The organism is Litorivivens sp., assembly GCF_041624475.1.
Taxonomy (GTDB): domain Bacteria; phylum Pseudomonadota; class Gammaproteobacteria; order Pseudomonadales; family Spongiibacteraceae; genus Litorivivens.
The window spans coordinates 79,041-103,484 of the sequence record NZ_JBFJUX010000002.1; the positions used below are offsets into that span (position 1 = coordinate 79,041).

Genomic DNA, 24,444 nt, shown 5'->3' on the forward strand with positions numbered 1-24,444 from the left:
AACGACTGGAAGTGCGCCGCAGCAGGCCATATCAGCTGCTACCCCCGGCGCCAAAGCGGCAAAGCTACCAGAATAATTGGGCTCGCGCCATAACAAAAAGGCTGCAAAACAGCACCGCGCCGGAAGTTAAAGTATAGACGGTAATCGCGCTTTTGGACGGTGGCGGTTACAGCTACGACTGGTAACATAAGCCTTTTTCCGGAGGTAACACCTTGGCCAGACCCTACGCCCGTCGTATCAACGATATTGAGCCTTTTCGCGTGGTGGAGGTGCTAACCCGCGCCAAGCAGTTGGCGGCACAGGGCCGGGACATTGTGAGGCTGGAGGCGGGCGAACCGGATTTTTCCACCGCCGAGCCAATTGTGCGTGCGGCCCAGGCAGCACTGAACCGGGGCGAAACCCACTACAGTCAGGCGGCCGGTCTGCCGGAATTACGCGAGGCCATTTCCCGTTATTATCAGCGTGACTATGGCCTGGATATTGCCCCGGAACGGATCATGGTCACGCCCGGGGCGTCGGGAGCGTTGTTACTGATTTCCGGGCTGCTGCTGAACCCGGGCGACGGCATTCTGATGACCGATCCCGGTTACCCCTGCAATCGTAACTTCTTTCGTCTGGTGGAAGGCGAGGGGCAATTAGTGCCGGTCGGACCGGAAGACCGCTACCAGCTCACCGCTGCCAAGGCCGAAGCGGCCTGGCGTAACAATACCGTGGGTGCCATTGTGGCCTCACCGGCTAACCCCACCGGTGAAATCCTGACCGCTGATGAACTGCGCGATCTGCACACCCTGTGCGAGCAAAAAAACGGGCATCTGATCGTCGATGAGATATACCACGGCCTGGACTATGACGAGAAAGCCGCCAGCATTCTTTCTATTACGGACCGGGCCTTTGTCATCAACAGTTTCTCCAAATACTTCGGTATGACCGGCTGGCGGCTGGGCTGGCTGGTGGCGCCGCCTGATGCCATCCCGCATCTGGAGCGGATGGCCCAGAACCTGTTTATCTCCATGTCGACCATGGGGCAGTTTGGCGCACTCGCCGCGTTTGAGCCGGAAACCAGAGTGATCCTCGATAGCCGCCGCGACGAATTCAAGCGGCGCCGCGATTTCCTGCTGCCTGAACTGCAGCAGCTCGGTTTTACGCTGCCCCATACGCCAGCCGGTGCGCTGTATCTGTATGCAGGTATTGAACGCTTTGGCCAGACGAGTGCAGACTTCTGTCGGTCGATGCTGGAAGAGCACGGCATCTCCATTACACCGGGCGCGGATTTTGGGCGCTACCGTGCTGACGAACATGTACGCTTTGCCTACACAACGTCCATGGAGCGGTTGGAGGAGGCGGTTGGTCGTTTACGACGGTTGTTTGCTTAGAGCCTAATGCGCAGGGTGGGCTGTCGCGACCTGCCTACAGTATCTGAGGCTCCGGTGACTGAAGTAGTGAAATAATTACCTTCTCTGCCAGTAGAAGGAACCCGGTCCATGGCAGTCAGTCTTTGAGCGCAATGGAGGAAAACCATGCGCTTGAAGAATCTCTCCCTTTTGCTGTTGTTGGTGGCAACGCTGGCATTTGCCGTCGACGCTGAATCACGCCAAAGCAGAGTAGATGCCCATCTGCACTATGTAAATTTCATGCAGGAAACCAACGGCACCCGCGAGTTACTGGAGGCCATGGATAAGGCCGGTGTCGAAAAAGCCTGGATTTTTGGCTTGCCGGTGATCAAAAAATGGGATGCCAGTGCGCCAAAACGCCCGCGTTATTATCTGGGCGATGAAGCTCCGTTGTATTACTTCAGCGGCACCGACGATATCCTGGCTCGTGATCTGCTCAGCTTGCCGGCTGAGCAGCGCAGGCGATTTGCTCCCTTTATCAGTGGTTTTAACCCAACCGATATGAATGCCGCCGCTCAGGTGGAAATGCTGATACAGCGTTATCCCGGGTTTTGGCAGGGAATAGGTGAGGTTCTTACCCGGCATGATGCCCTAACGGCTTTGACCGCCGGTGAAACACCGCGCGCCGACCACCCAGCGCTGATGAAGGTTTATAAAGTCGCGGCCAGGCACAAAATGCCGGTGCTGCTACACAGCAACCTGTCCTCGTTGCGAGAGGACGAGCCCATCTTTCAACCCGAGCTTGAAAATGCCCTGACAGCCAATCCGGATACCCACTTTGTGTTGGCCCATGCCGGCACCAGTGAGTCTATCGAAGCATTGCAAAAGCCGATTGCCAATCTGCCGGATATTCTCAACGACTTGCTTCGTCGTTACCCCAATCTGTCAGTCGATCTTTCCTGGAGTGTTCGCGAACATTATCTTTTTAAAGATAAAGACGAGGTTGATCCTCAATGGCTGGCTTTAATTGAGAAATTTGCCGATCGTTTTCTGATCGGTAGTGACAAGGTGGGTAAATTTACGGGGCTGGACGACAATCTGGACGGCTATGCCGGTCTGCTTGGCAAACTGTCAAAAGAAGCTGCAGATCGAGTGGAAAGGCGCAATGCTCTGGAGCTGTTGCCTCCGCGGGGCGCCGGCAGTGTCGCCGTCAGTGATGATCCAGCTCTGGCACAGGCAGAACCTCGCGAATAGATCCAGTAGGTAAGCTTTTGAGTAATGCCGATGCTTCTTCTTGCTTCTTATTTAACAGTCACAGCTTTTGCGATATTACACTCGGCGGCTGTGGATCTGGTTGACAGGAATGTCCCCGCTCCGGAGAATGAGGCCCTTCTTGAGGTAGTCACAACGGGCGATATCCTTTGTCTGGCGGTACACAGCCTGCTCAGAAATCGCTAAAGTAGCTACCGGTTTTTCCGGAGCGGTAATACCAATATGAAACATACCGTTAGCGTTTTTCTGTTGCTCGTCTTCTTCTGGCTGATCAACTCGGGCTATTACAAACCGCTGTTGCTGAGTTTTGGCTTGTTTTCCGCGATCTTTGTGGTCTACCTTACGCACCGTATGGATGTAGTTGACCATGAGTCGCATCCTCTCCACCTGTTCACTCTCAAGTTGCCGAGCTACTACGTATGGCTGGTGGGGCAATTGATTATCAGCAATATTGATGTGGTCAAGCGCGTCTGGTCAGGTCGAAACAGCATCTCACCCTGTGCAGCCTGGCTGCCGCTGAGTCAGACCACTGATATCGGACGGGTGATCTACGCTAACTCGATTACCCTCACTCCGGGCACGGTAGCAATGGATCTGGAAGACGATCGGGTCTATGTACACGCATTGAGTCGTGAAGGCTTGGAAGATTTACGTGCCGGTGAGATGGATCGGCGTGTAAGTAATTTGGAGCGGTAGGGTCCCGGATGATACTGACGGTAGTCGCAATTGCTCTGATTGTCGTAATGGCTATGGCCATCGCCCGCGCCTTGCTGGGCCCGACCATTTACGATCGCATTCTGGCGGTCAACCTCTTTGGCACCAAAACCGTTCTGTTGATTGCGGTGGTGAGTTATATCTTCGGACGACCAGACTTCCTCGATATCGCCCTGATTTATGCCCTGATTAACTTTATCAGCGTGATCGCGGTATTGCGCTTTTTCGAGTACGGCTCGAGCAAAGTAAACGAAAAGGTGGGTGAAGATGGCTGAGTTGGTGACCGTGCTGAGTTCACTGTGCCTGCTGCTCGGCGCCTTTCTGATTTTCTCCGGCGGTCTGGGTGTGTTGCGCTTCCCGGATTTTTTTACCCGCATGCATGCGGCGGGGGTGACCGAAACTATGGCGGCCACTCTGATTGTAGTGGGGCTGATGTTGCATTCGGGTTGGGGTCTGCCGCTATTCAAGCTCCTATTGATACTGCTTTTTGTAATGATTACCGGCCCCACGGCAAGCCACGCTCTGGCAAAATCAGGGCTCCACGGTGGCCTGCGGCCCCTGGGCGATAATACGAATAACGAGCGTCATTAGTCAGGAGTGTTTGCCATCAGTACCCTGCTAGATATTTCGGTTTTAACCCTGCTTGTTGTCGTGGCGCTGGCCATGGTGCGCGAGCGTGATCTGTTTGCCACGGTGATGCTGTCGGGCATTTACGGTTTGTTGTCGGCCAGCTTTTTTGTACTGATGGATGCCGCCGATGTCGCCTTCACAGAAGCGGCCGTGGGTGCCGGTATTTTTCCCTTGCTGATGCTGACGGTTTTGACCAGTGTCGGGCGTTACGAAGCAGGCGCGCGCCGCATTCGTATCCTTCCTCTTGTTCTCATGCTGGCTCTGGCTGGCGCATTGTTTGCTGCGGTTGTGCAGATGCCGCCCTTCGGTGCGGTCGACGCTCCTTCACACGCCCATGTCGCTCAACGTTATATTCATGAATCCCCCGATGAAATCGGCATTCCGAATATGGTGACCAGTGTGCTGGCCAGCTATCGGGGCTTTGATACGTTGGGCGAAGTTGTGGTGATCTTCACTGCTGCGGTCGGCGTGGTAGTGGTTTTGCTGGGCGGTCGACCGAAAACGCCGCAGCAGTCCTCACAGGCGCTGATGGCGGAGCACAAGGTGCTGCGTATTGTCGGCAAAATGCTGATCCCCATGATTCTGTTGTTTGGTCTCTATGTGCAGTTTCACGGTGAATACGGGCCGGGTGGGGGCTTTCAAGCCGGGGTTATTTTTGCGGTCGGCATTATTCTCTATGCCATGCTGTTCGGTCTGAGTAATGCCCAGCGGGTCGTACCGCTCGGCGTACTGCGCTGGCTGGTCGCTCTGGGTGTATTGATCTACGGCAGCGTCGGTCTGGCCAGCTTGTTAGCCGGCGGCGAATACCTTAACTACTCGGTTTTGGCGAGCGATTCGGTCACCGGGCAGCACATCGGCATTATTCTTATTGAGTTGGGTGTGGGCATTACCGTGGCCTCGGCCATGGTACTGATCTTCTTTGCCTTTACCCGCGCGACGCGCAGCCGCGATGAGCTGGAGGAGTAATGGCAGACTACTATAACTACCTGATCGTGGTGCTGTTAATGGTGATTGGGCTTTATATCGTCATGGCACAGGCGAATCTGGTAAAAAAATTGATTGGCCTGAATATATTCCAGACCTCTGTGTTTATTTTTTATATCAGCACGGCCAAGGTCAGTGGCGGCACTGCGCCGATTGTTGTGGAAGGGGCGGAGCTGTATTCAAACCCCTTACCGCAGGTTTTGATCCTCACTGCCATTGTGGTGGGTATCGCCACCATGTCACTGGCGCTAGCTCTGGTGTTGCGTATCAAGCGTGCCTACGGAAGCGTCGAGGAAGATGTGATACTGGAACAGGATAAGCCGTGCTGAACCATCTTGCCGTTCTCCAGGTTGTCGTCCCGCTGCTCGCGGCTCCGGCCTGTCTCATTCTGGAGCGGGCCCGCGCGGCCTGGCTCTTCGCCTGCCTGGCCTGCCTGCTGTCGCTGGGTATCAGCATTGTTTTGTTTTTGCAGGTTCAAGCCAGCGGACCGATCAGTTATGCATTGGGTGGTTGGGACGCTCCCTGGGGCATCGAGTATCGGATCGATGCCCTGTCGTCCTTTGTGCTGTTGCTGATCAATCTGGTCGCCGTCGCCGTGGTTATTGCCGCCAACAGCAGTCTTGCTGCCGAGTTACCCGAGCCCCGGCATTCGCCTTTTTATGTTCTGCTGCTGCTCTGCCTCGCCGGGCTGCTCGGCATTGTCGCAACCGGGGATGTCTTTAACGTCTTTGTATTTCTGGAAATTTCGTCACTGGCGACCTATGCGCTGGTGGCACTCGGGCGGGATCGACGTGCACTGTTTGCAGCCTATCAATACCTTATTGTCGGTACGATAGGGGCAACCTTTTTCCTGATCGGCATCGGCTTTCTATACAGTCTGACCGGCACGCTGAATATGGCCGATCTGGCTCAGCAGTTGCCAGGGTTGGAGGAAAAACGTCTTGTGGCCGCGGCCTTCGGGTTTATCGTGATCGGGATTGCGATGAAGCTGGCGCTGTTTCCGCTGCACGGCTGGCTCCCTGACGCATACACTCACGCCCCGTCGATGGCCACTGCCTTTCTCGCGGCCTCGGCGACCAAGGTGGCGCTCTATCTGTTCATCCGGATGTACTTTGACGTTCTTGGTCTCGAGGCGGTCAATGCCCTGTTTCCGGTCGGGACGCTGTTCCTGGTGCTGGGCTCGGCAGCGGTGCTGCTGGCGTCGCTCGCAGCCATTCGGCAGGATAATGTGAAACGCATCTTCGCTCTCTCCAGTGTTGGGCAGATAGGCTATCTGGTAATCGGTGTGGGTCTCAGCAGTGCTTTGGGCTTGCAGGCGGCGTTGCTGCACTTGTTTAACCATGCGCTGATCAAAGCCGCACTGTTCATCGCTGTGGCGGCTGTAATATGTCGGGTCGGCGGCAGTCGGCTGGAGGATTTTCGTGGTCTCGGGCGCGCCATGCCCTGGACGATGGGGGCCTTGCTGATCGGCGCTCTGAGTTTGATCGGTGTGCCCTTGACGGCGGGTTTTGTGAGCAAGTGGTTTCTTGTGCTGGCGGCGATGGAGGCGGGCATGTGGCCGTTGGTGGCGCTGGTCCTGATCGGCTCGTTTATCGCGTTGTTCTATGTGTGGCGGATTGTGGAGGTTGCCTATTTCCAGCAGCGCGAGGCAGCGGCGGTTGGCGAGGCCCCCTTGATGCTGCTGATTCCGCTTTGGGCCATGGCACTGGCGAACCTGTATTTCGGTATTGATACGAGTCTCACCGTTGGCGGCTCAGAGCAGGCGGTTAATTTTCTGATGGGGGGCAGACCATGATGCAGTCGAACCTCCTGCTGATAGCGCTGGCGCTGCCGCTGCTGGCGGTTCCCGGCATTTTGCTGGCGCGACACCGCCCCAATCTGCGCGAAGCGATTTCGCTGTTGACCGGTGTCGCCTTATTTATTGTGAATCTCTCCCTCTATCGCCTTGGGGAGGGCGGTGTGGTCTTGGTGGAAATTCTGCCGAGGCTTGCCATCAGTCTGGAGCTGCAACCGCTGGGGCTTTTGTTTGGCTTGGTAGCCAGCGCCTTATGGCCGATTACCACGCTCTATGCCATCGGTTATATGCGCGGCCACGGGGAAGAAAACCAGACTCGCTTCTATGTCTTTTTCGCGGTGGCGATTGCAGCGGTGATGGGGCTGGCCTACGCGGGCAATCTGTTTACCCTGTTTGTGTTCTACGAAATCGTCACCTTCAGCACCTATCCATTGGTGACTCATGCCGGCACCGAAAAGGCATTGAAGGGCGGGCGCACCTATCTGAGTTTGTTGCTCGGTACGTCCATTGTCTTTTTCATTCCGGCGATGATCGGTACCTGGTTTTTTGCCGGAACCCTCGAGTTCCAGCCGGGTGGGGTCTTCGGAGATGAGGTTTCGCCGCTGGTCCTTTCGATCTTGCTCGTGCTGTTCGCGTTTGGTATCGGCAAAGCGGCCCTGATGCCATTCCATCGTTGGTTGCCGGCAGCAATGGTGGCTCCGACACCGGTGTCGGCCCTGCTGCACGCGGTGGCCGTGGTCAAGGCGGGTGTGTTCTCGGTGGTAACGGTCGTAGTGTATATCTTCGGCATCGATACCGTTGCCAAGCTCCCGATCACGCCCTTTCTGGTCTATCTGGCCAGTGCCTCGATTCTGCTCGCCTCGCTGGTGGCCATGCGCCAGGACAACTTCAAATCCCGGTTGGCCTATTCTACGGTCTCCCAATTGGGTTACATCACCTTGGGTGCCTTTCTGGCCAGTCAGGCGGCCATCGCCGGCAGTCTGCTTCATATCGTTATGCACGCCTTTGGCAAGATCACACTGTTCTTCTGTGCCGGCGCGATTTATGTCGCCCATCATAAAAGCCAGATCAGTGAGTTTGATGGCATGGGTCGGGTGATGCCGGTGACTTTTATAGCCTTTACGCTCGGGGCCTTGTCCATCATCGGCCTGCCGCCGCTGGGCGGTGTCTGGAGCAAGTGGTTTTTGATGATGGGGGCGCTGGATAGCGGCTACATCGTTGTGCTGGCTGTGCTGTCGATAAGCTCGCTACTCAATATCGTTTACCTGCTGGAAATACCGGCTCGCGCTTTCCTGAAACCGGCACCCGAGGGTGCGACTATGCAGGAGGCGCGCAGTAGCTCGGTGTTGGCTATGGTCATCACCGCCCTGATGTGTATCGCGCTGTTTGTGTACGGCGGCGATCTCTATGACTTTATTCGCTCCGCGAGGCTCACCTGATGGCATCCGAACAACGCGATGAGCGGCAACGCTGGTTGGACCGCCCGGAAAACGTCACCAAAATTGTCAGAACGTTATGGGTCGCCTGTGCGGCGCTGGTACTGGCTGAGTTTTTCTACCACAAGCATCCCTATTTTGGTTTTGATGGCAGTTTCGCTTTCTACGCGATCTTCGGTTTTGCCGCTTACTGCGTCATCGTGTTTTCAGCCAAGGGATTGCGTCGACTGATCAAGCGCGACGAGGATTACTACAATGAGTGAAGTGCTGCTCAACCCCGCGCTGTTAATGATGCTGGCAGGTCTGGTGGCGCTGTTGCTGCCCAAGCGTGTGCTGGGTGTCTGGGCCGTGCTTGTCCCGTTTGCGACGCTGGCGTTATTGGTCGCCTTGCCCGAGGGCTCGGCAGAGCATATCACCGTCTTCGGAATGGAGCTGGTCACCCGGCGTATAGACGGTCTCAGTTTTGTCTGGGCGGTGATCTTCCATATCGCCGCGATTCTCGCCGGTCTCTATGCCTGGCATGTGCAGGATCGGGTACAGCAGGTGGCGGCGCTCATCTATGCCGGTGCTGCCATCGGTGCGGTGCTGGCCGGTGATCTGCTGACACTGTTCCTCTACTGGGAGCTCACGGCACTTTCATCCGTCTTGCTGATCTGGGCCTCGCGCAACCCGACGGCGACCAAAGTGGGTTTTCGCTACCTGATTATTCAGGTGATTTCCGGTCTGTTGCTGATGTGCGGTGCGCTGGTGATGCATCAGCAGACTGGCAGTATTGCCTTTGACCATATTGGGCTTGAAGGGCTCGCCGGTTGGCTGATCTTTGTGGCTTTCGGCATCAAATGTGCGTTTCCCTTTCTGCACAACTGGCTGCAGGATGCCTATCCTCACGCTACGCCCACCGGCACAGTGGTATTGTCAGCCTTTACCACCAAGCTTGCGGTCTATTCACTGGCGCGCGGCTATGCCGGCGAGGATCTGCTGATCACCATCGGCGCGATCATGACCGCCTTCCCGATATTCTTTGCCGTTATTGAAAACGACCTGCGCCGGGTGCTGTCTTACAGCCTCAACAACCAGTTGGGCTTTATGGTGGTGGGTGTTGGCATTGGCACAGAGCTCGCCATTAACGGGGCGGCGGCTCACGCCTTTGCCCACATCCTCTACAAGGCCCTGTTGTTTATGTCGATGGGTGCGGTGCTGTATCGGGTCGGCACGGTGAAAGCCAGTGAGTTGGGCGGCTTGTATAAATCCATGCCCTGGACCACGGCGTTTTGTATTATCGGCGCAATGTCGATTTCTGCCTTCCCGCTGTTTTCGGGCTTTGTTACCAAGTCGATGATTTTGACGGCGGTGGCCTATGAAGGGCACTGGGTCATCTGGACGGTGCTGCTGTTCGCCTCGGCAGGTGTGCTGGATCATTCCGGTATCAAGGTGCCGTTCTTTACCTTCTTCTTCCACGATGCCGGTCATCGGGTGAAGGAAGCGCCCTGGAACATGCTCTTGGCCATGGGTATCACGGCCTTTTTGTGCATTGGTATTGGCGTTTATCCCGATCCGCTTTACGCGATTCTACCGTTCCCGGTGGACTACCATTCCTACACCGCAGCCCACGTGATTACGCAGCTGCAGCTGCTGCTGTTTGCGGCGCTCGCGTTCACGGTGCTTATGCGCAAGGGCTGGTATCCGGAAGAAATAAAATCCACCAACCTTGATTTTGACTGGGTTTATCGCAGGCTCTTGCCGAGAGTAACAACCGCTTTGCTGAATGGGGTGTGGGCTGCCGATCGCGCTGTGCGTGGTTTAGCCATGCGGGGGCTGGACGGTCTGGTGGCGAAAGCCAATCACGGTCTCGGCCCAGGCGGTGTTTTCTCTTCTAGTCTGTCTACCGGTGCCATGGTTATTGGGGTTTCACTGTTGTTGGCTTTCTACGTCGTGTTCAGTTTCTTCTGGTCTGCCTAGACGCTGAGGCCTCAAAGCGAGAATTTGCTAAGCCGATCAGTGCAATTTCCCTACCTGCCACGCTGAACGGGAGATGCTAGGGTTTGCGGCTTCGCTGCTCTCGTGCCTCTCGCAGCCTAGCGCGACACAGCCTGCGCTCGCTTTTGCATCTCCCGTCAAGCGTCTCCCACAGCCTGGCTTGGCGGCACGACACGTCCACCTAAACCTATTTCAGGACGGGACAAAGAAGCAAAAAAAAGCCTCCGCAAGGGAGGCTTTCAACGAACCCAATGGGCTCAGGCTGCAGAGGCCTGAAGTTCCATGGTCAGCACCCGCAGGCGGCGAGCCTGCATTTTCAGGTTGTATTCCAGTTCCTTGCAGCGGCTCTTGAGGGAAACTTCTTCCCATTTACGCTGCAGCCGCTCCTTGCTTTCGGCAAGCTGCTGAACCTTGTCGGAGTAGGTCTTCTGACTCAACTCCTTGAATTCCTGCAGGCAGGCTGAAAACTGCTGGTATTCCTGCTCGAGGAAGGCGGTGACTGCACTGACGTCGACGGCTTTAGCCTGTTTCAGTTTTTCCTCGGCGTGGCGGAACTGCATGGCCACAATAGCGCGCTGAATTTTAAAATCCGGTACCTTTTTCAGATCCCAGGTCAGGCCCAACCAGGAGCAGGTCTTGATCAGCCACTTGGTCGGATCAAAGTGCCACCAGCGGATGCCGTTGCGGTAGTCATTCTGAAATATATGGTGGTAGTTGTGGTAGCCCTCACCGTAGGTAAAGAGCGCCAGAATGTCGTTATCGCGGGCAGAGTTCTCGTCGGTATAGGGCTGACGACCCCAGAAATGGGCCAGCGAGTTGATGAAGAAGGTGGTGTGGTGGCTGACGACCAGGCGCAGGAATCCGGCCAGCAAAATGCCCGCCCACACATCGCCGCAGAGCCAGCCGGCCAAGGCGGCGGGAACGACGTTCATAAACAGGGCGATTTTCAGGTAGTGATTGTGCTGCCACATCACGATTTTGTCGCGCATCAGATCCGGCGAGTTGGAGAAATCGTCGCGACCTGCTTCGTAGTCGCGGATCATCCAGCCCATGTGAGAGAACCACAAGCCTTTTCTGGCGGAGTAGGGATCCTGCTCTACATCATCCACATGGCGGTGGTGACGACGGTGACCGGAGGCCCAGATCAGAATGCTGTTCTGAAGAGCAGCGGCGCCAAACAGTGCGTAGAACAGTCGCAAGGACCAGTGAGCCTTATAGGCATTGTGTGCCCACAGGCGATGGTAGCCGGCGGTAATGGAGATGCCATTGGCGCCAAGAATGACGACAAAAGCGAGCCATTGGCTCCAGTGGAAGCCTACGGTAAAGCCATACCAGGGAACACCAATAGCGGCGACAGCAAAGGTGATTGCGAACATCAACGTTTGCGGCCAGAGAATCGGGGGTTTTTGCTCAGACATCGGATTTATAGTCTCACTTGCAATGTGTCTACTCAGCGAAGGCTTTATGATACCCAAAGGAGTCAGGGGGCGATATAGGGGAAAGTGCCCAATCGCAGTGTCATTTTAGTCAATCACGGCCGGCCAGACGCCGGAAATCATTAACATTTTGTAGGTATTGCCCGCAGCAATTACGGCACACTTGAGTTTCGATTGCAGAGGACATTCAGCGATGGCCTGGGATTTTTCTACAGACCCGCAATTCCAGCCGCAACTGGACTGGATGCGCGATTTCGTCGACAACACACTGATTCCGCTGGAACTCCTGCTGGATGGCCTGAATCAGCGTGAGCTCGATGCCCTGTGGGCGCCCTTGAAGCAAACAGTGAAAGATCGCGGCTTGTGGGCTGCTCATTTAAGCGAGGAATACGGTGGGCCGGGGTTTGACCGGACCGGCAGTGGGCAACAGAGGCTGGCTCTCATGCACGAGATTCTGGGGCGCTCGGAATTAGCTCCGGAGATCTTTGGTTGTCAGGGCCCGGATTCGGGCAATGCGGAGCTGATCGCAGTCGGTGCCACGGAAGAACAAAAGCAACGTTGGCTTTACCCCTTGCTGCGGGCGGAGGTTCGCTCGGCTTTTTGTCTTACCGAACCGGATACCTCCGGCTCTGATCCCACGGGCATCGCCACTCGCTGCGAGCGCGACGGTGAGCACTGGGTACTGAACGGCGAAAAATGGTTTGCCTCCAATGCCTCTGTGGCGGATTTCCTGGTCGTGATGTGTGTCAGCGCTCCCGACGCAGGGCCCCACAAACGGGCCTCCATGGTCATTGTTGAGAAAGGCACGCAGGGGCTGGAGCTGCTGCGCGATGTGCCCACCATGCATAAGCCCCACGCTGCGACGGGCGATGTTCTGCTTGATCGCATTGGCGGTCACACCCATGTGTGCTTTAACAACTGCCGGGTGCCGCTGGATCATATGATCGGCGAGCCGGGCGAGGGCTTTATTCTGGCCCAGAAGCGTCTGGGGGGCGGGCGTATTCACCACGCCATGCGCATGATCGGTCAGTGCCAGCGCGCCTTTGAGATGATGAAGGAGCGCGCCGTATCCCGTCACACCAAGGGCAAGCCGCTGGCGCGCCAGCAGATGGTGCAGGACATGATTGCCGAGAGCTACGTTGAGATTGAAATGGTGCGTCTGCTGGTGATGAAAGCCGCCTGGACCATGGATACCCAAGGCGCCTTCAGCAAGGAATCCCGGGCCGAGATTGCGGCCGTCAAATTCGCTACGCCCCGTATTTTGCTGGGAGTCATCGATCGGGCGATTCAACTCCACGGTGCCCTTGGCTATAGCTGTGATATGCCCTTGGAGGGCATGTACCGCAGCGCGAGAGCCTTGCGCGTGGCTGACGGCGCCGACGAAGTGCACAAGCAAAGTCTCGCCCGGCTAATACTCGAATATACAGAGCCTGTCTCCGGCTGGCCGTCGGAGCACATTCCGACTAAACGGGCCCAGGCGCAGAAGAAATTTGGACATTGGATAGAACAGGCCAAGGCAGCTGCGCAATGAGTGAGTTAAAAGGCATAGAGCTGGATTCAGTCACCGCCTGGCTGGCTGCGAACCTGGCAGGCAGCCAAGCTCCCTATAACTTCGAGTTGATCGCCGCAGGCGGTTCCAATCTGACCTATCGGGTGACAGATGCGAAGGGCGGGATCTTTGTCCTACGGCGGCCGCCAGTCAAAGGCGTGGTGGCAACAGCCCATGATATGAGTCGTGAATGGCGCATTATGGATGCCCTGAACCGCCACACGGATATTCCCGTGCCAGAGACACTGGCCTATTGCGAGGAAGCCTCGGTTACTGGTGCGAGCTTCTATGTGATGGAGTTTGTGGATGGCCTGATACTGCGCGACCAGACAACGACGCAGGGCTTAACTGAAACTCAAGCGCGCCGTGCAACCGAGTCACTCGTTGATGTGCAGGTGGCCTTTCACACGCTGGATATCGACAAGGCCGGCCTGGGCGAACTCGGAAAGCGGGATGATTATCTTCAGCGCCAACTCAAGCGCTGGCACCGCCAAGCCGAGGCGGTTAGAACCCGGGAATTGCCTCTTCTGGATCAACTCCATGCCGCTCTGGTAGAGGGGGCTCCCAAATCAGAGCGCTGCCCTGGGCTCGCTCACGGCGATTATCGCTTTGACAATTGTGTGCTCGATAAAAGAAGCGGTGAGGTGATTGCGGTTCTCGACTGGGAGCTGTGTACTTTGGGTGACCCGCTGGTCGATTTCTGTTGGTCATTGCAGTACTGGGCTGAGCCGGGTGAAAGGCTCACCTTCTTGCAGAACCCGCCGACGCTCAATTCCGTATTTCCCGATCGCGCCTTTGTAGCGCAGTTATACGAACACAAGTCCGGCTATCGGCTGGATGACCTGAATTACTACAGGGCGTTTGGCTGGTGGAAAATGGCTTGTATAGTGGAGGGCGTTTATGCCCGGCTTAAAAAAGGCGCGGGGGGCGGCATGAAAACCGCGCCAGTGGAGCAGGTGGGGCAGATGGTTGAGGCTTATCTGGAGGAAGCGCGGCGGAGTTTGGGCGCGTAAACCCCCTCACCTCTCTCCCAAAGGGAGAGGGTACCCACCAAGCTAGTTCTGTGCGCCCCCTCTCCCTTTGGGAGAGGGTTGGGGTGAGGGAATTGCCCCTCCACCTAAAAAATAAAAACACAAAAAGAGCAAATCCATGCAAAAGAAACTCGTCGACCACATAGACCATGCCTTCGAATACCTCGCCGCCTGGTCCATCCGTTTCCGCTGGCTCGTTGCCTTGTTTTGCCTGGTATTACTGGGCGGCGGCATGTACTTCGCCACCAAGGTCGTCAGCGACAACAGCCTCGACGCCTACTTTGACCGCAGTGACGAAAGCTATATCGCCTACATGGACTACCTCGACGAGTTTCTCTCCGACGAGGTGGGCTACATTCTTTACCGGGTGCCGGATTCACCGTACGGACCCTTTGATCTGGAAGCCGTGAAGAAGATTCACGAAATCACTGAGCGCCTTGAAACCGGCGTACCCTTCGTTCGCGAAGTCACCAGTCTGAGTAACACTGAATTTATACGGGCCGACGACGATACCATTCACGTCGGCAAGCTGATGCGCAAGATTCCAGAAAGTCAGGAAGCTTTGCTGGAGTTGCGCGATCTGGTGATGAGCCGGCCGCTGTATGTTGATTATCTCGTGGATAAAACCGCCCAATACGGGGCGATAGTGATCGAGATGGAGAAGAGCAGCGTCGATCCCATGTCCGAGATTATGCTTGATCCGGAAAAGGGTGCCGCGCTGGATAATCTCTACCCTCAGGTCAGTGATATTGCCATTCGCGAGATCCTGAGCGATCCGGCCTATAGCGATATCGAATTCTTTATCACTGGCGATGTGCCGATGAACGCCGCCTACAACATCGTGTTTATGGAAGACTCGGCCATTGGTATTCCGCTGACCTTCCTGCTGTTGGCACTGTTCTCCTTATTTTTGTTTCGCGCCAGTCTGGTGGGCATGATTGGGCCGCTGGCGGTCGTCATCCTCAGTGTAGTGCTGGTAGCAGGCTTTATGGGTCTGTTCGGTTGGGTGCTGGGGATGTTCTTCGGCATTGTGCCTACCCTGATCTCGGGGGTTGGTGTTGCTCAGTCGGTCCACATTATTCTGGAATACCAGCGCCGTCTCGCAGCGGGCGATGACCGGCCTACCGCTGTGCAGGGCGCCATCGGTAAGGTGGGCGGTGCCTGTTTGATGGCTGCAATTACCACGGCGCTGGGTTTTCTGGTGATGTCGGTATCCGAGATGAAGGCCCTAAGCGAAATGGCCTTTTATGCGTCCATCGGGGTGATGTGTACCTTTATTTTGTCGACCACTTTGCTGGTGGTCTTCCTTGGTAGTGGTAAACCGCCAAAGAAAACCGGCAAGGCCTACGTTCAACCCTTTGTGCTGAAAGCTGTCGACTGGTGTGCGCGGGTCTGTGTGCGCTACCCGCGGCACCTGGTTGCCGGGGGTGGGGTGATTCTTCTGGTCAGTCTGGTGGGCTTGATGTTCCTCAAAGTCGACTTCAACTTCCTGAAAGAGTTCAAACCCCATGTGGAGTGGCGCAAGCATACTGAACTTGTGGAGCAGGTGATGGGTGGTACGCTGAGCGTGGTCTATATTTTTGATACCAAACAGTCCGATGGCATCAAGAATCCCGAATTTCTGCAGGCGCTGGACGAGCTGCAAAGCTTTAGCGAAGCGCAGCCCTTCGTGCAGAACTCCTTTTCCGTCGCAGATCTGCAGAAGGATATCAATCGCAGTTTTCACGGTGATGATCCGGCCTGGTATCGCCTAGCCGATGATGCGCAACTGATCAGTCAGTATTTCTTTGTGTATGAGCTGTCCGGCGGCAAGGAAGTGTATGATTTTGTCTCACACGACTATGCCAAAGCCGTCGTCGAGCTGCGCGTACAGATGACCGACTCGAATAATCTTAAAAAACTGCTGGCGGATATCGACGATTTTCTGGAACAGAATCCGGTACCGAATGCAGAGATAAAGAAAACCGGCGTGGGTTTGATGTGGGTCAAGATGGCGGACTATATCAGCCGTACCCAGATTGTCGGCTACAGTCTGATCTTTTTCAGCATCGCGGTGATTCTCTGTGTTGCCTTTGGCTCGATCAAAGTGGGTTTATTGGCCATGATTCCCAATATCGCGCCGGTGCTGGTGGTGCTGGGCGCGATGGGCTGGCTGGATATGCATCTGGATTATGTGAAGCTGCTATTGGCAACCATCGCCATCGGTATAGCCGTGGATGACACCCTGCACCTGATGATCAATTTAAGGCGCCAGTTTATAAAAACCGGCAATTATGAGCAGGCGGTTGTGTTGGCGCTGAAAGACGTTGGGCCGGCGCTGTTGATTACCACCATTATTCTGGTCGGAGCCTTTTCCTGTTACCTATTGTCGAGCATGGCGATCTTATCCAGCTTTGGCATCCTGTTGTCGGCAGCAATCGTGGTGGCGCTGGTGGCGGATTTGCTGTTTATGCCAGCCTTGATTCTTATGACCAAACCGTTTGGGCCGGAGCGATGAGAACTTTACGCTCCGTTTACTTAGCAGACTGATCGTCTTACCGAAACTCGTCGTTTAAGATTCCCCGGAGCATCGCCATCGCGCTCTCGACGGCGTAGTGGGGAAATTCAATTTTATTTTGCGTAATGGTCAGCGCTATGCCCACACCGTCAAAGACACCCATTAAGCCGGCCGCTATAGCTTCGGGATTAGTGGTGGGCAAAAATTCTTGCCGTTGAATGCCACGTTGAATGATCTCTACAAGCTGCGAGTGAAATAGCTCGTAGTGGTTGCGTATCATTTGCTGAAAACGCGGTAAATATGGCGACTGGGAAAGAAAATCGATGAAGAGCTGAGTGTAACGTCCGAGGTCAAGCATCATTGATTCGTGCGCGTGTAGTAGTTGCTCAAGTTGCTGGTAGGCACTCGAAACCGGGGGCTCTTCCAGCTGAATGATGACAATGAATTCTTGCATGAAGTATTCGAGCACGCCGATCAGCAAATCTTCCTTGCTGTCAAAATGATGGTAAACGCCGCCCTTACTTAAACCCGATGCCTCTACAAAGTCATTCATCCGACTGGCGGCGACGCCTTTGTCCAGCAGAACAGTAATTGCCGCATCGATGATTTTCTGTCGTCTCTCGTCAGAATTCATATTTAACACTCACGGTGGCGGCTTCCTCCGCTGGAATGATGGGAATATCCATCTCCAGCTCGTCCAGGTCCGCAGCGCTCAGGGCTAGTGAAGTATTCCAGTAATCATTCCACTGGTATTCGGCAAGTACGGTAAGGGCACTAAAGCGTGGCTCTGAGGACCAGTTACCCAGCAGGCTCATGATCAGATTGTCGTTGAGATAGGTCTTTCGCCAGCCGAGAGTCAGTACCTGGGTGTCGCGAGTTTCTACATTGTTATTCTTAAAATGTGTTCCCCAGATTCCGCCGTTAAACATATGGTTGCCGCTGGTAGTGTATTCAAAGCCCAGCGCGGCGTCATAACGTTCGGTTTCTTCACCGCTGATCTGAATCAACTGACGATCGCGGTGGGCCGCCTCGAATTTCAAGAGCAGGCGGCCAATGGCGACCGAGCTGGCCATGCCCAGCAGGTTAAAACGCGCGAGTTTTGATTCGACAGGAATGTCAGGGCGCGGTGCTGTGCCTGTTAAAAAAGGAGCTAGCAGTGTGCTGAGGGGGTCGTTGGGGCTACTTGGCAAATCAACCACCACAGTGGGTGTGTTGTCGAAGAGCCGGGCGGCCATCAGGCTGAGATCAAAACCGCTGCCAGAGACTTTGTAACGAAAGCCCCATTCCTCTTCGGCGTCGACGCTGAGATCTTCCTTTGGAAAGCCTGGCGCCAGCTGAAAGGTAAGGCGGTGGTGCTGGAAAATATCCGTACGTGCTTCGGGGGTGTAAAAAGCCTGAAACTGGTGCTTGCTCACAAAGCAATCGCCCACCAGCATATCCTGAGCCAGGCGCACATTGCCGAAATCGGTGAGCAGTTGTTCGGTGTAGTCAAAGGGCGTAACGATGTCTGTTACAAACGTGCCTTCCACTGTGCCCCAGATCAGGGTCTGGCGGCCGGCCGTGGCGGTGCAGGAGCCACGGCTGTATTGCAGCCAAGCGCGCTGCCATTTGTTTTTGCCGTAAGCGCCACCGCGATTTTGGGCCAGATCGTCGTCTTCGTAAAAGTAGCGGTAGCGAGTGTCCAGCTTGAGGTACCAGCCCTCGGCAAGATTACCCTCGTATTCCAGGCGGGCGCTGCTCTGCTGGCGGTTGGGGTCGCCGGGCACTTGGGTATGGCTGTGCTCAAGCGTGGTTTTAAAACCGTCGGACCAGTGAGATTCGCTCGTTTCAATGGCTGAGGAATCAAAGGCAAAGTCGTCCCCGCCCAGAAAATCCTGGGCTGCAAGGGGAGTGGCCACAGCCAAGGCAAGCAGTGCAGTAATTTTGTTCATTATTGAAATTGCTTGCGCAGCTCTTCCAGGGTTTTTTCGCGATAGGCGAAGTCAGTCAGTGTGCGCTGGGTGAGAAATTCGTCATCAACCTTAACGTTCATGGTGATGGCTTCGGTTTTCATATTGGACAGACGCTGCGACTGCAGGTTGATCAGTGTGACGTCGCGGGCGATCCAGTGACCGTTGATTTGTTCGATGTCCTTGAAAGCGATCTGTTTAAAGGGTTTGCCGCGCTTGTCGTAGGTCTGGGCTTTGAGCAGGGTGTAGCGTTCCTTGTCGATCCAATAGAGCACTTTGCTGTACTCGGTCTTAGGCTCGCGAATGGGTTTGGGAATGGCTTCAATCACCCAGACCTCTCGGCCACCGAAGGGGCCTTCCTGAAGGATTTTGTAGGTGTATTCGTCTACGGTTCCGCTTTCCATGTCTTCGGTGGTGAATTCCGAACCAAATACGGAAACCGGTTCGCGGTCTTCGCCGGTGCCGCTGGCCATGCGCTTGACCTTTCCCAGGGCAGACAAATAGAGCCAGGATTCCGTGTCTTTGTTTGGATCGTCGTAGCTATAGGTGAGCATGCCGATGCCGCGCTCGCTGGCCGGTTCCAGCAAAATGGATACACCCTTGCTGTCTTTCTTTTCCTCGCCGTACTGTTTTGAGACAGATTCCAGTACTTTCACCCGCGGTGTTTCTACGCAGGTGATTTGTTTGTTTTTCTGGCCGAACTTACAAGTGGAAAGCTGTGAGCGCATCATGGTGCCATCGGCGATTTCCCGCTGTTGCCGGTCCATTTTTTCCACAATGCTGTAGGCCTTGTTATCCGCGGCAAAGGTGCCTGTGGTCAACAGGCCAAGCGTCAGGCTGGTCAGTAGCGTTTTCAGTTTCAACATAATGTGACCCTTAAATGGATGTGAATGATCAGCTTTGCGCTGTTTGCGCGGCCAGCTGTCTGAGAGCCTTGTTGCGCCCCATGCCGGGTTTAAACCAGTGCATCAGTGCGGGCAGGAACAGGAGATCGGACAGCAGCGCCACCATAATGGCCATTGCGCCGAAAATGCCGGGTTTGGCCAGCCCCAGGTAACCGGCAAAACCGAGTACCGCAAAGCCAAGGCCGAGAATCAGGCTGGTGAAAGCGACTGCCTGCCCGACTTCGCGCAAGGTCTGGCGTACCGCAGTGCCCACGTCACCGTGTTCTATCCAGCTGTAACGGTAGTGGGTAAGAAAGTGAATCGTGTCGTCGACGGCTATACCGATAATAATGGGCGCCACGATGAGCGTGTCAGTATCCAGTGGAATATTGAACCAGCCCATCACGCCGAACGTGAACAGCGCCGGCATCAGGTTGGGAACCATTGAGATCAGCCCGGCTTGGGGTGAGCCGAGGGTGACAATCATCACCAGCGTGATCACCATCAGCGCCACGCTGAAGCTCTTTAGCTGAGTCCAGGCCACGTGATCCATCAACTCCATCATCAGGTAGAAGGTGCCGGTGGTTTCCAGACTCAGGCCGGGGTAGTCGGCTTTCAGGTGGCCGAAAATGCGCTCAAAATCGCCATCGAGTTTGTCAAAGAATGCGGTGTATTCATTGGTGCCGGCATTACGCAGCAAGAAGGAAATATGGCTGTGGCGGTAGTCGTCGCTGACCACGTCGCGGCGATCGTCCGGATTGGCGTTGTTGAAGAGATACAACAGTTGGGCGGTGAGCTGCGGATCGTCGGGTACGGTATGGTAGGCCGGGTCGTCACCGTGCATCACCTGATTGGTGTCTTCCACGACGTCTGCCAGTGAAAAGGTTTTGATGACCTTATCGCTGTAGTTCTCTGATATATGAGTTTGCAGTTCATTGATGGCCTGCAATACCCGAGGGTCTTTCAAGCCTTCTTGTTGATCAACGCTGATCAGTACTTCCAGATTCATGCCGCCCATCATGTCTTCGTCAACCAGTTCCAGGGCAACTTGCACTGGCGAGCCTTCGCGGGCGAGTTTGGAAAAATTGGTGTCGATTTCGAGATCAAAGGCGCCGTAGATCAGCAGGGCAAAAATGGCCAGGTAACTGATGACAATGGCCTTGGCACGGCGCTCTGTGAAGTCGGCTATTTTTGCCAGCATGGGTTGCAGATCAACCAGCGGCTTTTTCGCCTCGCAGGTGGCATCGTTGTCCCTGCGCAGTTTCGGGTGCCAGGACTCCAGCAAAACGGGCAGCAAACCAAAAATCAGCAGGAAGGCAAAGGCGACCGCCATGGCCGAGGTTATACCGAAGACCGTAATGATGGGCATATCCGCGAGCGTCAGGGCTAGCATGCCGATCATGGTGGTAAGCGTGGTCAGCAAAATCGGTGTGCCGGTTTTGCGGTAGGCCAGTGCCATCGCCCGGGCGTGATCCTTTCCTTCGCGGCTGAACAGGGTGTAGGCGCTGAGTACGTGCACGCAGCTGGCGATGCCCACCGCCAGCACGAGCATAAAGCTGAGCGCGAGCATGCTGGTGTAGGTCATGCCCAGCCAGGCGCCTATGCCAATGGCCCAGAAACCGGCGGCCAGAACCACCAGCAGGGGCCATAGCACGGCGCTAAGTGAGCGGAACAGGATCCACAACAGAACAACCACGAGCAGCACCATGATCAGCAGCAAGCCTGCCGCCTCCACGATGCTCTGCATAACAAATTCCATGGTCACCGGGTTGCCGACAAAGTGAATTTCGAAGTCGTCGTACTTCGGCTGCTCGGTGATAGCGCGGAGAGCGGTCATGAAGCGGGTGTATTCTTCCAGCTGTACTGAAGCGAATTCCACCTCGGCAACATCGGCGCTGGTGTCGACACTGAGCGGGTCGCTGGCCTCAAGGCCGAAGCCAAAACCATCGTCGGCCAACAGGTCTTCAGTATTTGCCGCGCTGGTGTTCAATTCGCTTTCGACAGGCAGGGTGCCGAAATTGGTTTTAATTGCGATGCCGCCGTAGCGAAAATCTTCCGAGTAATACACCCGGGCAAAGGCATCCTGACTAACTGCGATGTCGCGGCGGCGCTCTCGCTCAGCGGCGCTTTCCGGGAAGTCTGCGCCGATCAGTTTTTTTGCAATGAGGGTATCGCCGTCGGCGATTTGATAGCGGGCATTGAGCAGGCTGTCCACCTGTATTACCCGTGACATGCCATCGGCTCCGCCTTGCAAGCTGGCTTCTTCGATTTCCTTGTGCAGGCTTTCGAGCGTGCGCAGGGCATCGTCGGAGAACACATCATTGGATGCCGGCCGATAAACGATATAGACACCCTCGTCACTGCCAAATTTGCGCCTGAATGCATCTCGAATTTGAAGAGGGGCCGCATTGTCTTCAAACCAGACTTCCGGGGACATGTTCAGCTGAAAATGCTGAACCAGGCCCGAGCCGGTAAACAGTGACATGGCCAAAAACGCCAGCAGGCAGAGCCAGCGGTAGGGCAACAGGGCACCTGGGAGCTGTTCAAACAAGGTGTTCAGACGAAACAGAATTGACTGCACAGGGTAGCCTTAGCAACTGGAAAGTGTATCGGATAATACAAACCGACCGGTTGGTCTGCAAGAGCGGCGCGCTAAGATTACGGTAGTGTCATGTGCCGAACGTAGCGGCGCTTGCTTGCGAGCAAGCGCCGCTCCTGTGCTTCCCGGAATGGGACCTAGCTGGTCGTGAGCCGGATAAACCAGGCGATGACGCGGGTCATCAGGTCGGTCGCGGTGCTTTTCAGCTCGGCCCACCAGCCGCTTTGCTGACGCAGGGCGTAGTCTTCATGGGCGCGCTCAATAATATAGGCGTGGATGTTTTCCACCTGCTCAGCGTTGAGCACATCATCGAAGCGCGGCATGCCCGCTTTCTCCATCAATCCGTGCAGAACTACGGCTTCAAAATTGTCGTGCCATACCGGTGCCAGGTAGCGCATATCCGGAATGGAACCATCGCCGACGGCCGTCGCGCCGTGGCAGCGCGCGCAGAAGCGGTCAAACAGGCGACGGCCATTTTCAATTCGCTCGGCGCTGATCTCCATACGCGGCGGCGGCACAGGACGCTCGGGTTTTGACACGGGCGGCAGTGCTGCGCTGCCGTTCAATTTGAAGGCCATGATGCGGTTGTTGGGATTGCCTGTGGGGTAGCTCTTGCCGGTGTTCATGGTCAGGGCGCCGCCACGGCCAACACCCACGGCAATGTATTGTTCACCGTCCACCGAATAGCTGACCGGCCCGGGTAGGATGCTGTTCTGGGCATCGAAGCTCCAGAGTATTTCACCCTTGTCGGCACTCACCGCCAGAAAGCGGCCGTCGGAGGTGCCCTGAAAGACTAGGTTGCCCGCGGTGGCGAGGACGCCGCCGTTGTGGATGTAGGGGTGGGGTAGCTTCCAGGCGATCTCGGCTTTTTCCACATCCCAGGCCAGTAAGTGGGATTTCGGGAAGTGCTTGAGAATGCCCTGGGTCATCGGCTGCGCCATGGCGTCCTGGCTGAGCTTGTAGCCGGTGTTGAAGTGGCGTTTCAGGTGCTTGTAGTCAGGCGCTTTTATCTCGTCGAACAGCATGCCCATATCCAGCTCCGGGATATACAGCATCCGGGTATTGGGGTTGTAGGCCATGGGTTGCCAGTTGTGACCGCCAATTGCGGAGGGGTAAACCATGGCGGGCTTGCCGTCGTAGTCCTGACCTTTGTTTTCGACCGGGCGACCGGTGGTCATATCGTAGTGGCTGGCCCAGGTAACGGTGGTAAAGGGTTCGGCGGACAGCAGCTCACCTGATTGTCGTTCGATCAGGTAGACGAATCCCGCTTTCGGGGCGTGGACAATGACTTTGCGGGTCTCACCCTGCCACTCAATCTCTGCCAGCGTGATTTGCTGGGAGGCGGTGTAGTCCCAATTGTCCGCCGGTACTTCCTGATAGTGCCAGATATAATGGCCGGTATCGGGATCGAGTGCGACCACAGAGCTGAGGTAGAGGTTGTCACCGCCGCCGGGGCTGCGAATACGGCGGTTGTGAGGCGCGCCGTTGCCGACACCGATATAGAGCTGATCCAGCTCCGGGTCATAGACGATGGCGTCCCAGACCGTGCCGCCACCGCCGTACTGCCACCACTGGCCGTTCCAGGTTTTCGCGGCCTCTTCCATCGCGGCGTTTTCAAATCCGTCGGCGGGGTTGCCGGGAATGGTGTACCAGCGCCAGCGCATCTCACCGGTATCCGCATCGTAGGCGCTGACATAGCCGCGGGTACCAAACTCGCTGCCACCGTTACCGATAAACACCAGCCCTTTGGCCACTCGGGGGGCGCCGGTAATGGAGTAGGCCTGTTTCGGGTCGGTGGTCTGTGCCGACCAGAGGCGTTTACCAGTCGCTTGGTCGATTGCAATCAAGCGTCCATCGACTGTGCCGAGAAAAAGTGTGTCCTCCCAGGCGGCCAGGCCCCGGTTCACCACGCCGCAGCAGGCGGTAATGCTCTTTTCCCGGGGAACTTCCGGATCAAATTTCCAGAGCATCTCACCGGTTTTGGCGTCGATGGCGTAAGCCATGCTCCAGGCGCCGGTAAAGTACATGATGCCGTCGATAACCAGGGGTGTAGTTTCCAGTCCAAGGTGGGTATCTGTTTCGAAATACCAAGCCAGTCCCAGCTGGTTCGCGTTGTCGTCGCGAATCTGCTTCAGGGGAGAAAAACGCTGTTCTTTATAACTCCTGCCGTGACTGAGCCAGTTGTTTTCATCGCTATCGGCAGCCAGCAGGCGTTCCGGGCTCACCGGCGCCGAGAGGCCGGGCAGGGCAAGCAGTGACAGGGCAATTCCAAAAAACAGACGCATGATTTCTAGGCTTCTCTGGGTAAAGGGTGCAGTTAATCATTTCACTGTCCGAGCGGCCAGTGAGTTAATAAAATG

20 protein-coding genes are annotated in these 24,444 nt (G+C 55.8%); 14 read left to right on the plus strand and 6 right to left on the minus strand.

Annotation, left to right across the window (positions count from 1 at the left end; genetic code table 11):
• Positions 1–212 precede the first annotated feature (212 nt).
• The 11 genes from ABY734_RS03045 to ABY734_RS03095 all read left to right on the plus strand — a co-directional run bounded on the left by ABY734_RS03045 (position 213) and on the right by ABY734_RS03095 (position 10,121).
• Positions 213–1,373 (plus strand): pyridoxal phosphate-dependent aminotransferase, encoded by a 1,161-nt coding sequence (locus tag ABY734_RS03045; RefSeq protein WP_372777502.1) that lies wholly within the window; start codon positions 213–215, stop codon positions 1,371–1,373.
• A gap of 144 nt (positions 1,374–1,517) precedes the next feature.
• Positions 1,518–2,585, plus strand: coding sequence for an amidohydrolase family protein (locus ABY734_RS03050; protein ID WP_372777503.1), 1,068 nt, complete (start codon positions 1,518–1,520; stop codon positions 2,583–2,585).
• A 240-nt stretch (positions 2,586–2,825) separates the two neighbouring features.
• Positions 2,826–3,299 (plus strand): Na+/H+ antiporter subunit E, encoded by a 474-nt coding sequence (locus ABY734_RS03055; RefSeq protein ID WP_372777504.1) that lies wholly within the window; start codon positions 2,826–2,828, stop codon positions 3,297–3,299.
• 8 nt (positions 3,300–3,307) lie between these two features.
• Positions 3,308–3,592, plus strand: coding sequence for a monovalent cation/H+ antiporter complex subunit F (locus ABY734_RS03060; RefSeq protein ID WP_372777505.1), 285 nt, complete (start codon positions 3,308–3,310; stop codon positions 3,590–3,592).
• Positions 3,585–3,908, plus strand: coding sequence for a monovalent cation/H(+) antiporter subunit G (gene mnhG / locus ABY734_RS03065; RefSeq protein ID WP_372777506.1), 324 nt, complete (start codon positions 3,585–3,587; stop codon positions 3,906–3,908). Before ABY734_RS03060 ends, mnhG begins: the two co-directional genes overlap by 8 nt.
• A 72-nt stretch (positions 3,909–3,980) precedes the next feature.
• Complete coding sequence (locus tag ABY734_RS03070; protein ID WP_372777837.1) at positions 3,981–4,913, plus strand: Na(+)/H(+) antiporter subunit B; 933 nt, start codon at positions 3,981–3,983, stop codon at positions 4,911–4,913.
• Entirely contained in the window at positions 4,913–5,260 is a 348-nt protein-coding gene (locus tag ABY734_RS03075) for a cation:proton antiporter subunit C (RefSeq protein WP_372777507.1), read from the plus strand. Before ABY734_RS03070 ends, ABY734_RS03075 begins: the two co-directional genes overlap by 1 nt.
• A complete protein-coding gene (locus ABY734_RS03080) occupies positions 5,254–6,726 on the plus strand; it encodes a monovalent cation/H+ antiporter subunit D family protein (protein WP_372777508.1) in 1,473 nt (490 codons plus the stop codon). The genes ABY734_RS03075 and ABY734_RS03080 overlap by 7 nt, the downstream gene beginning before the upstream one ends.
• Positions 6,723–8,165, plus strand: coding sequence for a proton-conducting transporter membrane subunit (locus ABY734_RS03085; RefSeq protein ID WP_372777509.1), 1,443 nt, complete (start codon positions 6,723–6,725; stop codon positions 8,163–8,165). Before ABY734_RS03080 ends, ABY734_RS03085 begins: the two co-directional genes overlap by 4 nt.
• Positions 8,165–8,425 carry a hypothetical protein gene (locus tag ABY734_RS03090; RefSeq protein WP_372777510.1) on the plus strand — a complete coding sequence of 87 codons (261 nt, stop codon included), beginning with the start codon at positions 8,165–8,167 and terminating at the stop codon, positions 8,423–8,425. Before ABY734_RS03085 ends, ABY734_RS03090 begins: the two co-directional genes overlap by 1 nt.
• Positions 8,418–10,121 carry a Na(+)/H(+) antiporter subunit D gene (locus tag ABY734_RS03095; RefSeq protein ID WP_372777511.1) on the plus strand — a complete coding sequence of 568 codons (1,704 nt, stop codon included), beginning with the start codon at positions 8,418–8,420 and terminating at the stop codon, positions 10,119–10,121. Before ABY734_RS03090 ends, ABY734_RS03095 begins: the two co-directional genes overlap by 8 nt.
• A 275-nt stretch (positions 10,122–10,396) precedes the next feature.
• On the opposite strand, the gene ABY734_RS03100 is transcribed toward ABY734_RS03095, so the two are convergent.
• Complete coding sequence (locus ABY734_RS03100; RefSeq protein WP_372777512.1) at positions 10,397–11,557, minus strand: fatty acid desaturase; 1,161 nt, start codon at positions 11,555–11,557, stop codon at positions 10,397–10,399.
• 211 nt (positions 11,558–11,768) lie between these two features.
• Between ABY734_RS03100 and ABY734_RS03105 the strand changes: the two genes are divergently transcribed.
• The 3 genes from ABY734_RS03105 to ABY734_RS03115 all read left to right on the plus strand — a co-directional run bounded on the left by ABY734_RS03105 (position 11,769) and on the right by ABY734_RS03115 (position 16,652).
• Positions 11,769–13,106, plus strand: coding sequence for an acyl-CoA dehydrogenase family protein (locus ABY734_RS03105; RefSeq protein ID WP_372777513.1), 1,338 nt, complete (start codon positions 11,769–11,771; stop codon positions 13,104–13,106).
• Positions 13,103–14,137, plus strand: a complete 1,035-nt coding sequence (locus ABY734_RS03110; protein ID WP_372777514.1) for a phosphotransferase family protein — start codon at positions 13,103–13,105, stop codon at positions 14,135–14,137. Before ABY734_RS03105 ends, ABY734_RS03110 begins: the two co-directional genes overlap by 4 nt.
• Positions 14,138–14,273: 136 nt before the next feature.
• Entirely contained in the window at positions 14,274–16,652 is a 2,379-nt protein-coding gene (locus ABY734_RS03115) for an RND family transporter (RefSeq protein WP_372777515.1), read from the plus strand.
• 37 nt (positions 16,653–16,689) lie between these two features.
• Here the strand turns inward: ABY734_RS03115 and ABY734_RS03120 are convergent, their stop codons facing one another.
• The 5 genes from ABY734_RS03120 to ABY734_RS03140 all read right to left on the minus strand — a co-directional run bounded on the left by ABY734_RS03120 (position 16,690) and on the right by ABY734_RS03140 (position 24,369).
• Positions 16,690–17,286: a TetR/AcrR family transcriptional regulator gene (locus ABY734_RS03120; protein WP_372777516.1), complete on the minus strand. Its 597-nt coding sequence runs from the start codon at positions 17,284–17,286 to the stop codon at positions 16,690–16,692.
• A complete protein-coding gene (locus tag ABY734_RS03125; protein WP_372777517.1) occupies positions 17,276–18,583 on the minus strand; it encodes a hypothetical protein in 1,308 nt (435 codons plus the stop codon). Before ABY734_RS03125 ends, ABY734_RS03120 begins: the two co-directional genes overlap by 11 nt.
• Positions 18,583–19,467 (minus strand): outer membrane lipoprotein-sorting protein, encoded by an 885-nt coding sequence (locus tag ABY734_RS03130; RefSeq protein WP_372777518.1) that lies wholly within the window; start codon positions 19,465–19,467, stop codon positions 18,583–18,585. Before ABY734_RS03130 ends, ABY734_RS03125 begins: the two co-directional genes overlap by 1 nt.
• A 28-nt stretch (positions 19,468–19,495) precedes the next feature.
• A complete protein-coding gene (locus ABY734_RS03135) occupies positions 19,496–22,066 on the minus strand; it encodes an RND family transporter (RefSeq protein ID WP_372777519.1) in 2,571 nt (856 codons plus the stop codon).
• Positions 22,067–22,221: 155 nt separating this feature from the next.
• The gene (locus ABY734_RS03140; protein ID WP_372777520.1) at positions 22,222–24,369 is read right to left on the minus strand and encodes a PQQ-dependent dehydrogenase, methanol/ethanol family; all 2,148 of its coding nucleotides are present in this window, start codon (positions 24,367–24,369) and stop codon (positions 22,222–22,224) included.
• Between the last annotated feature and the right edge of the window lie 75 nt (positions 24,370–24,444).

Bases quoted from the DNA above. Each gene is read 5' to 3' on its own strand.
- ABY734_RS03115 (WP_372777515.1), top strand. From the start codon at position 14,274: ATGCAAAAGAAACTCGTCGACCACATAGACCATGCCTTCGAATACCTC.
- ABY734_RS03120 (WP_372777516.1), bottom strand. From the start codon at position 17,286: ATGAATTCTGACGAGAGACGACAGAAAATCATCGATGCGGCAATTACT.
- ABY734_RS03125 (WP_372777517.1), bottom strand. From the start codon at position 18,583: ATGAACAAAATTACTGCACTGCTTGCCTTGGCTGTGGCCACTCCCCTT.
- ABY734_RS03060 (WP_372777505.1), top strand. From the start codon at position 3,308: ATGATACTGACGGTAGTCGCAATTGCTCTGATTGTCGTAATGGCTATG.
- mnhG (WP_372777506.1), top strand. From the start codon at position 3,585: ATGGCTGAGTTGGTGACCGTGCTGAGTTCACTGTGCCTGCTGCTCGGC.
- ABY734_RS03110 (WP_372777514.1), top strand. From the start codon at position 13,103: ATGAGTGAGTTAAAAGGCATAGAGCTGGATTCAGTCACCGCCTGGCTG.
- ABY734_RS03085 (WP_372777509.1), top strand. From the start codon at position 6,723: ATGATGCAGTCGAACCTCCTGCTGATAGCGCTGGCGCTGCCGCTGCTG.
- ABY734_RS03105 (WP_372777513.1), top strand. From the start codon at position 11,769: ATGGCCTGGGATTTTTCTACAGACCCGCAATTCCAGCCGCAACTGGAC.
- ABY734_RS03140 (WP_372777520.1), bottom strand. From the start codon at position 24,369: ATGCGTCTGTTTTTTGGAATTGCCCTGTCACTGCTTGCCCTGCCCGGC.
- ABY734_RS03055 (WP_372777504.1), top strand. From the start codon at position 2,826: ATGAAACATACCGTTAGCGTTTTTCTGTTGCTCGTCTTCTTCTGGCTG.
- ABY734_RS03095 (WP_372777511.1), top strand. From the start codon at position 8,418: ATGAGTGAAGTGCTGCTCAACCCCGCGCTGTTAATGATGCTGGCAGGT.
- ABY734_RS03070 (WP_372777837.1), top strand. From the start codon at position 3,981: ATGGTGCGCGAGCGTGATCTGTTTGCCACGGTGATGCTGTCGGGCATT.
- ABY734_RS03090 (WP_372777510.1), top strand. From the start codon at position 8,165: ATGGCATCCGAACAACGCGATGAGCGGCAACGCTGGTTGGACCGCCCG.
- ABY734_RS03075 (WP_372777507.1), top strand. From the start codon at position 4,913: ATGGCAGACTACTATAACTACCTGATCGTGGTGCTGTTAATGGTGATT.
- ABY734_RS03050 (WP_372777503.1), top strand. From the start codon at position 1,518: ATGCGCTTGAAGAATCTCTCCCTTTTGCTGTTGTTGGTGGCAACGCTG.
- ABY734_RS03130 (WP_372777518.1), bottom strand. From the start codon at position 19,467: ATGTTGAAACTGAAAACGCTACTGACCAGCCTGACGCTTGGCCTGTTG.
- ABY734_RS03100 (WP_372777512.1), bottom strand. From the start codon at position 11,557: ATGTCTGAGCAAAAACCCCCGATTCTCTGGCCGCAAACGTTGATGTTC.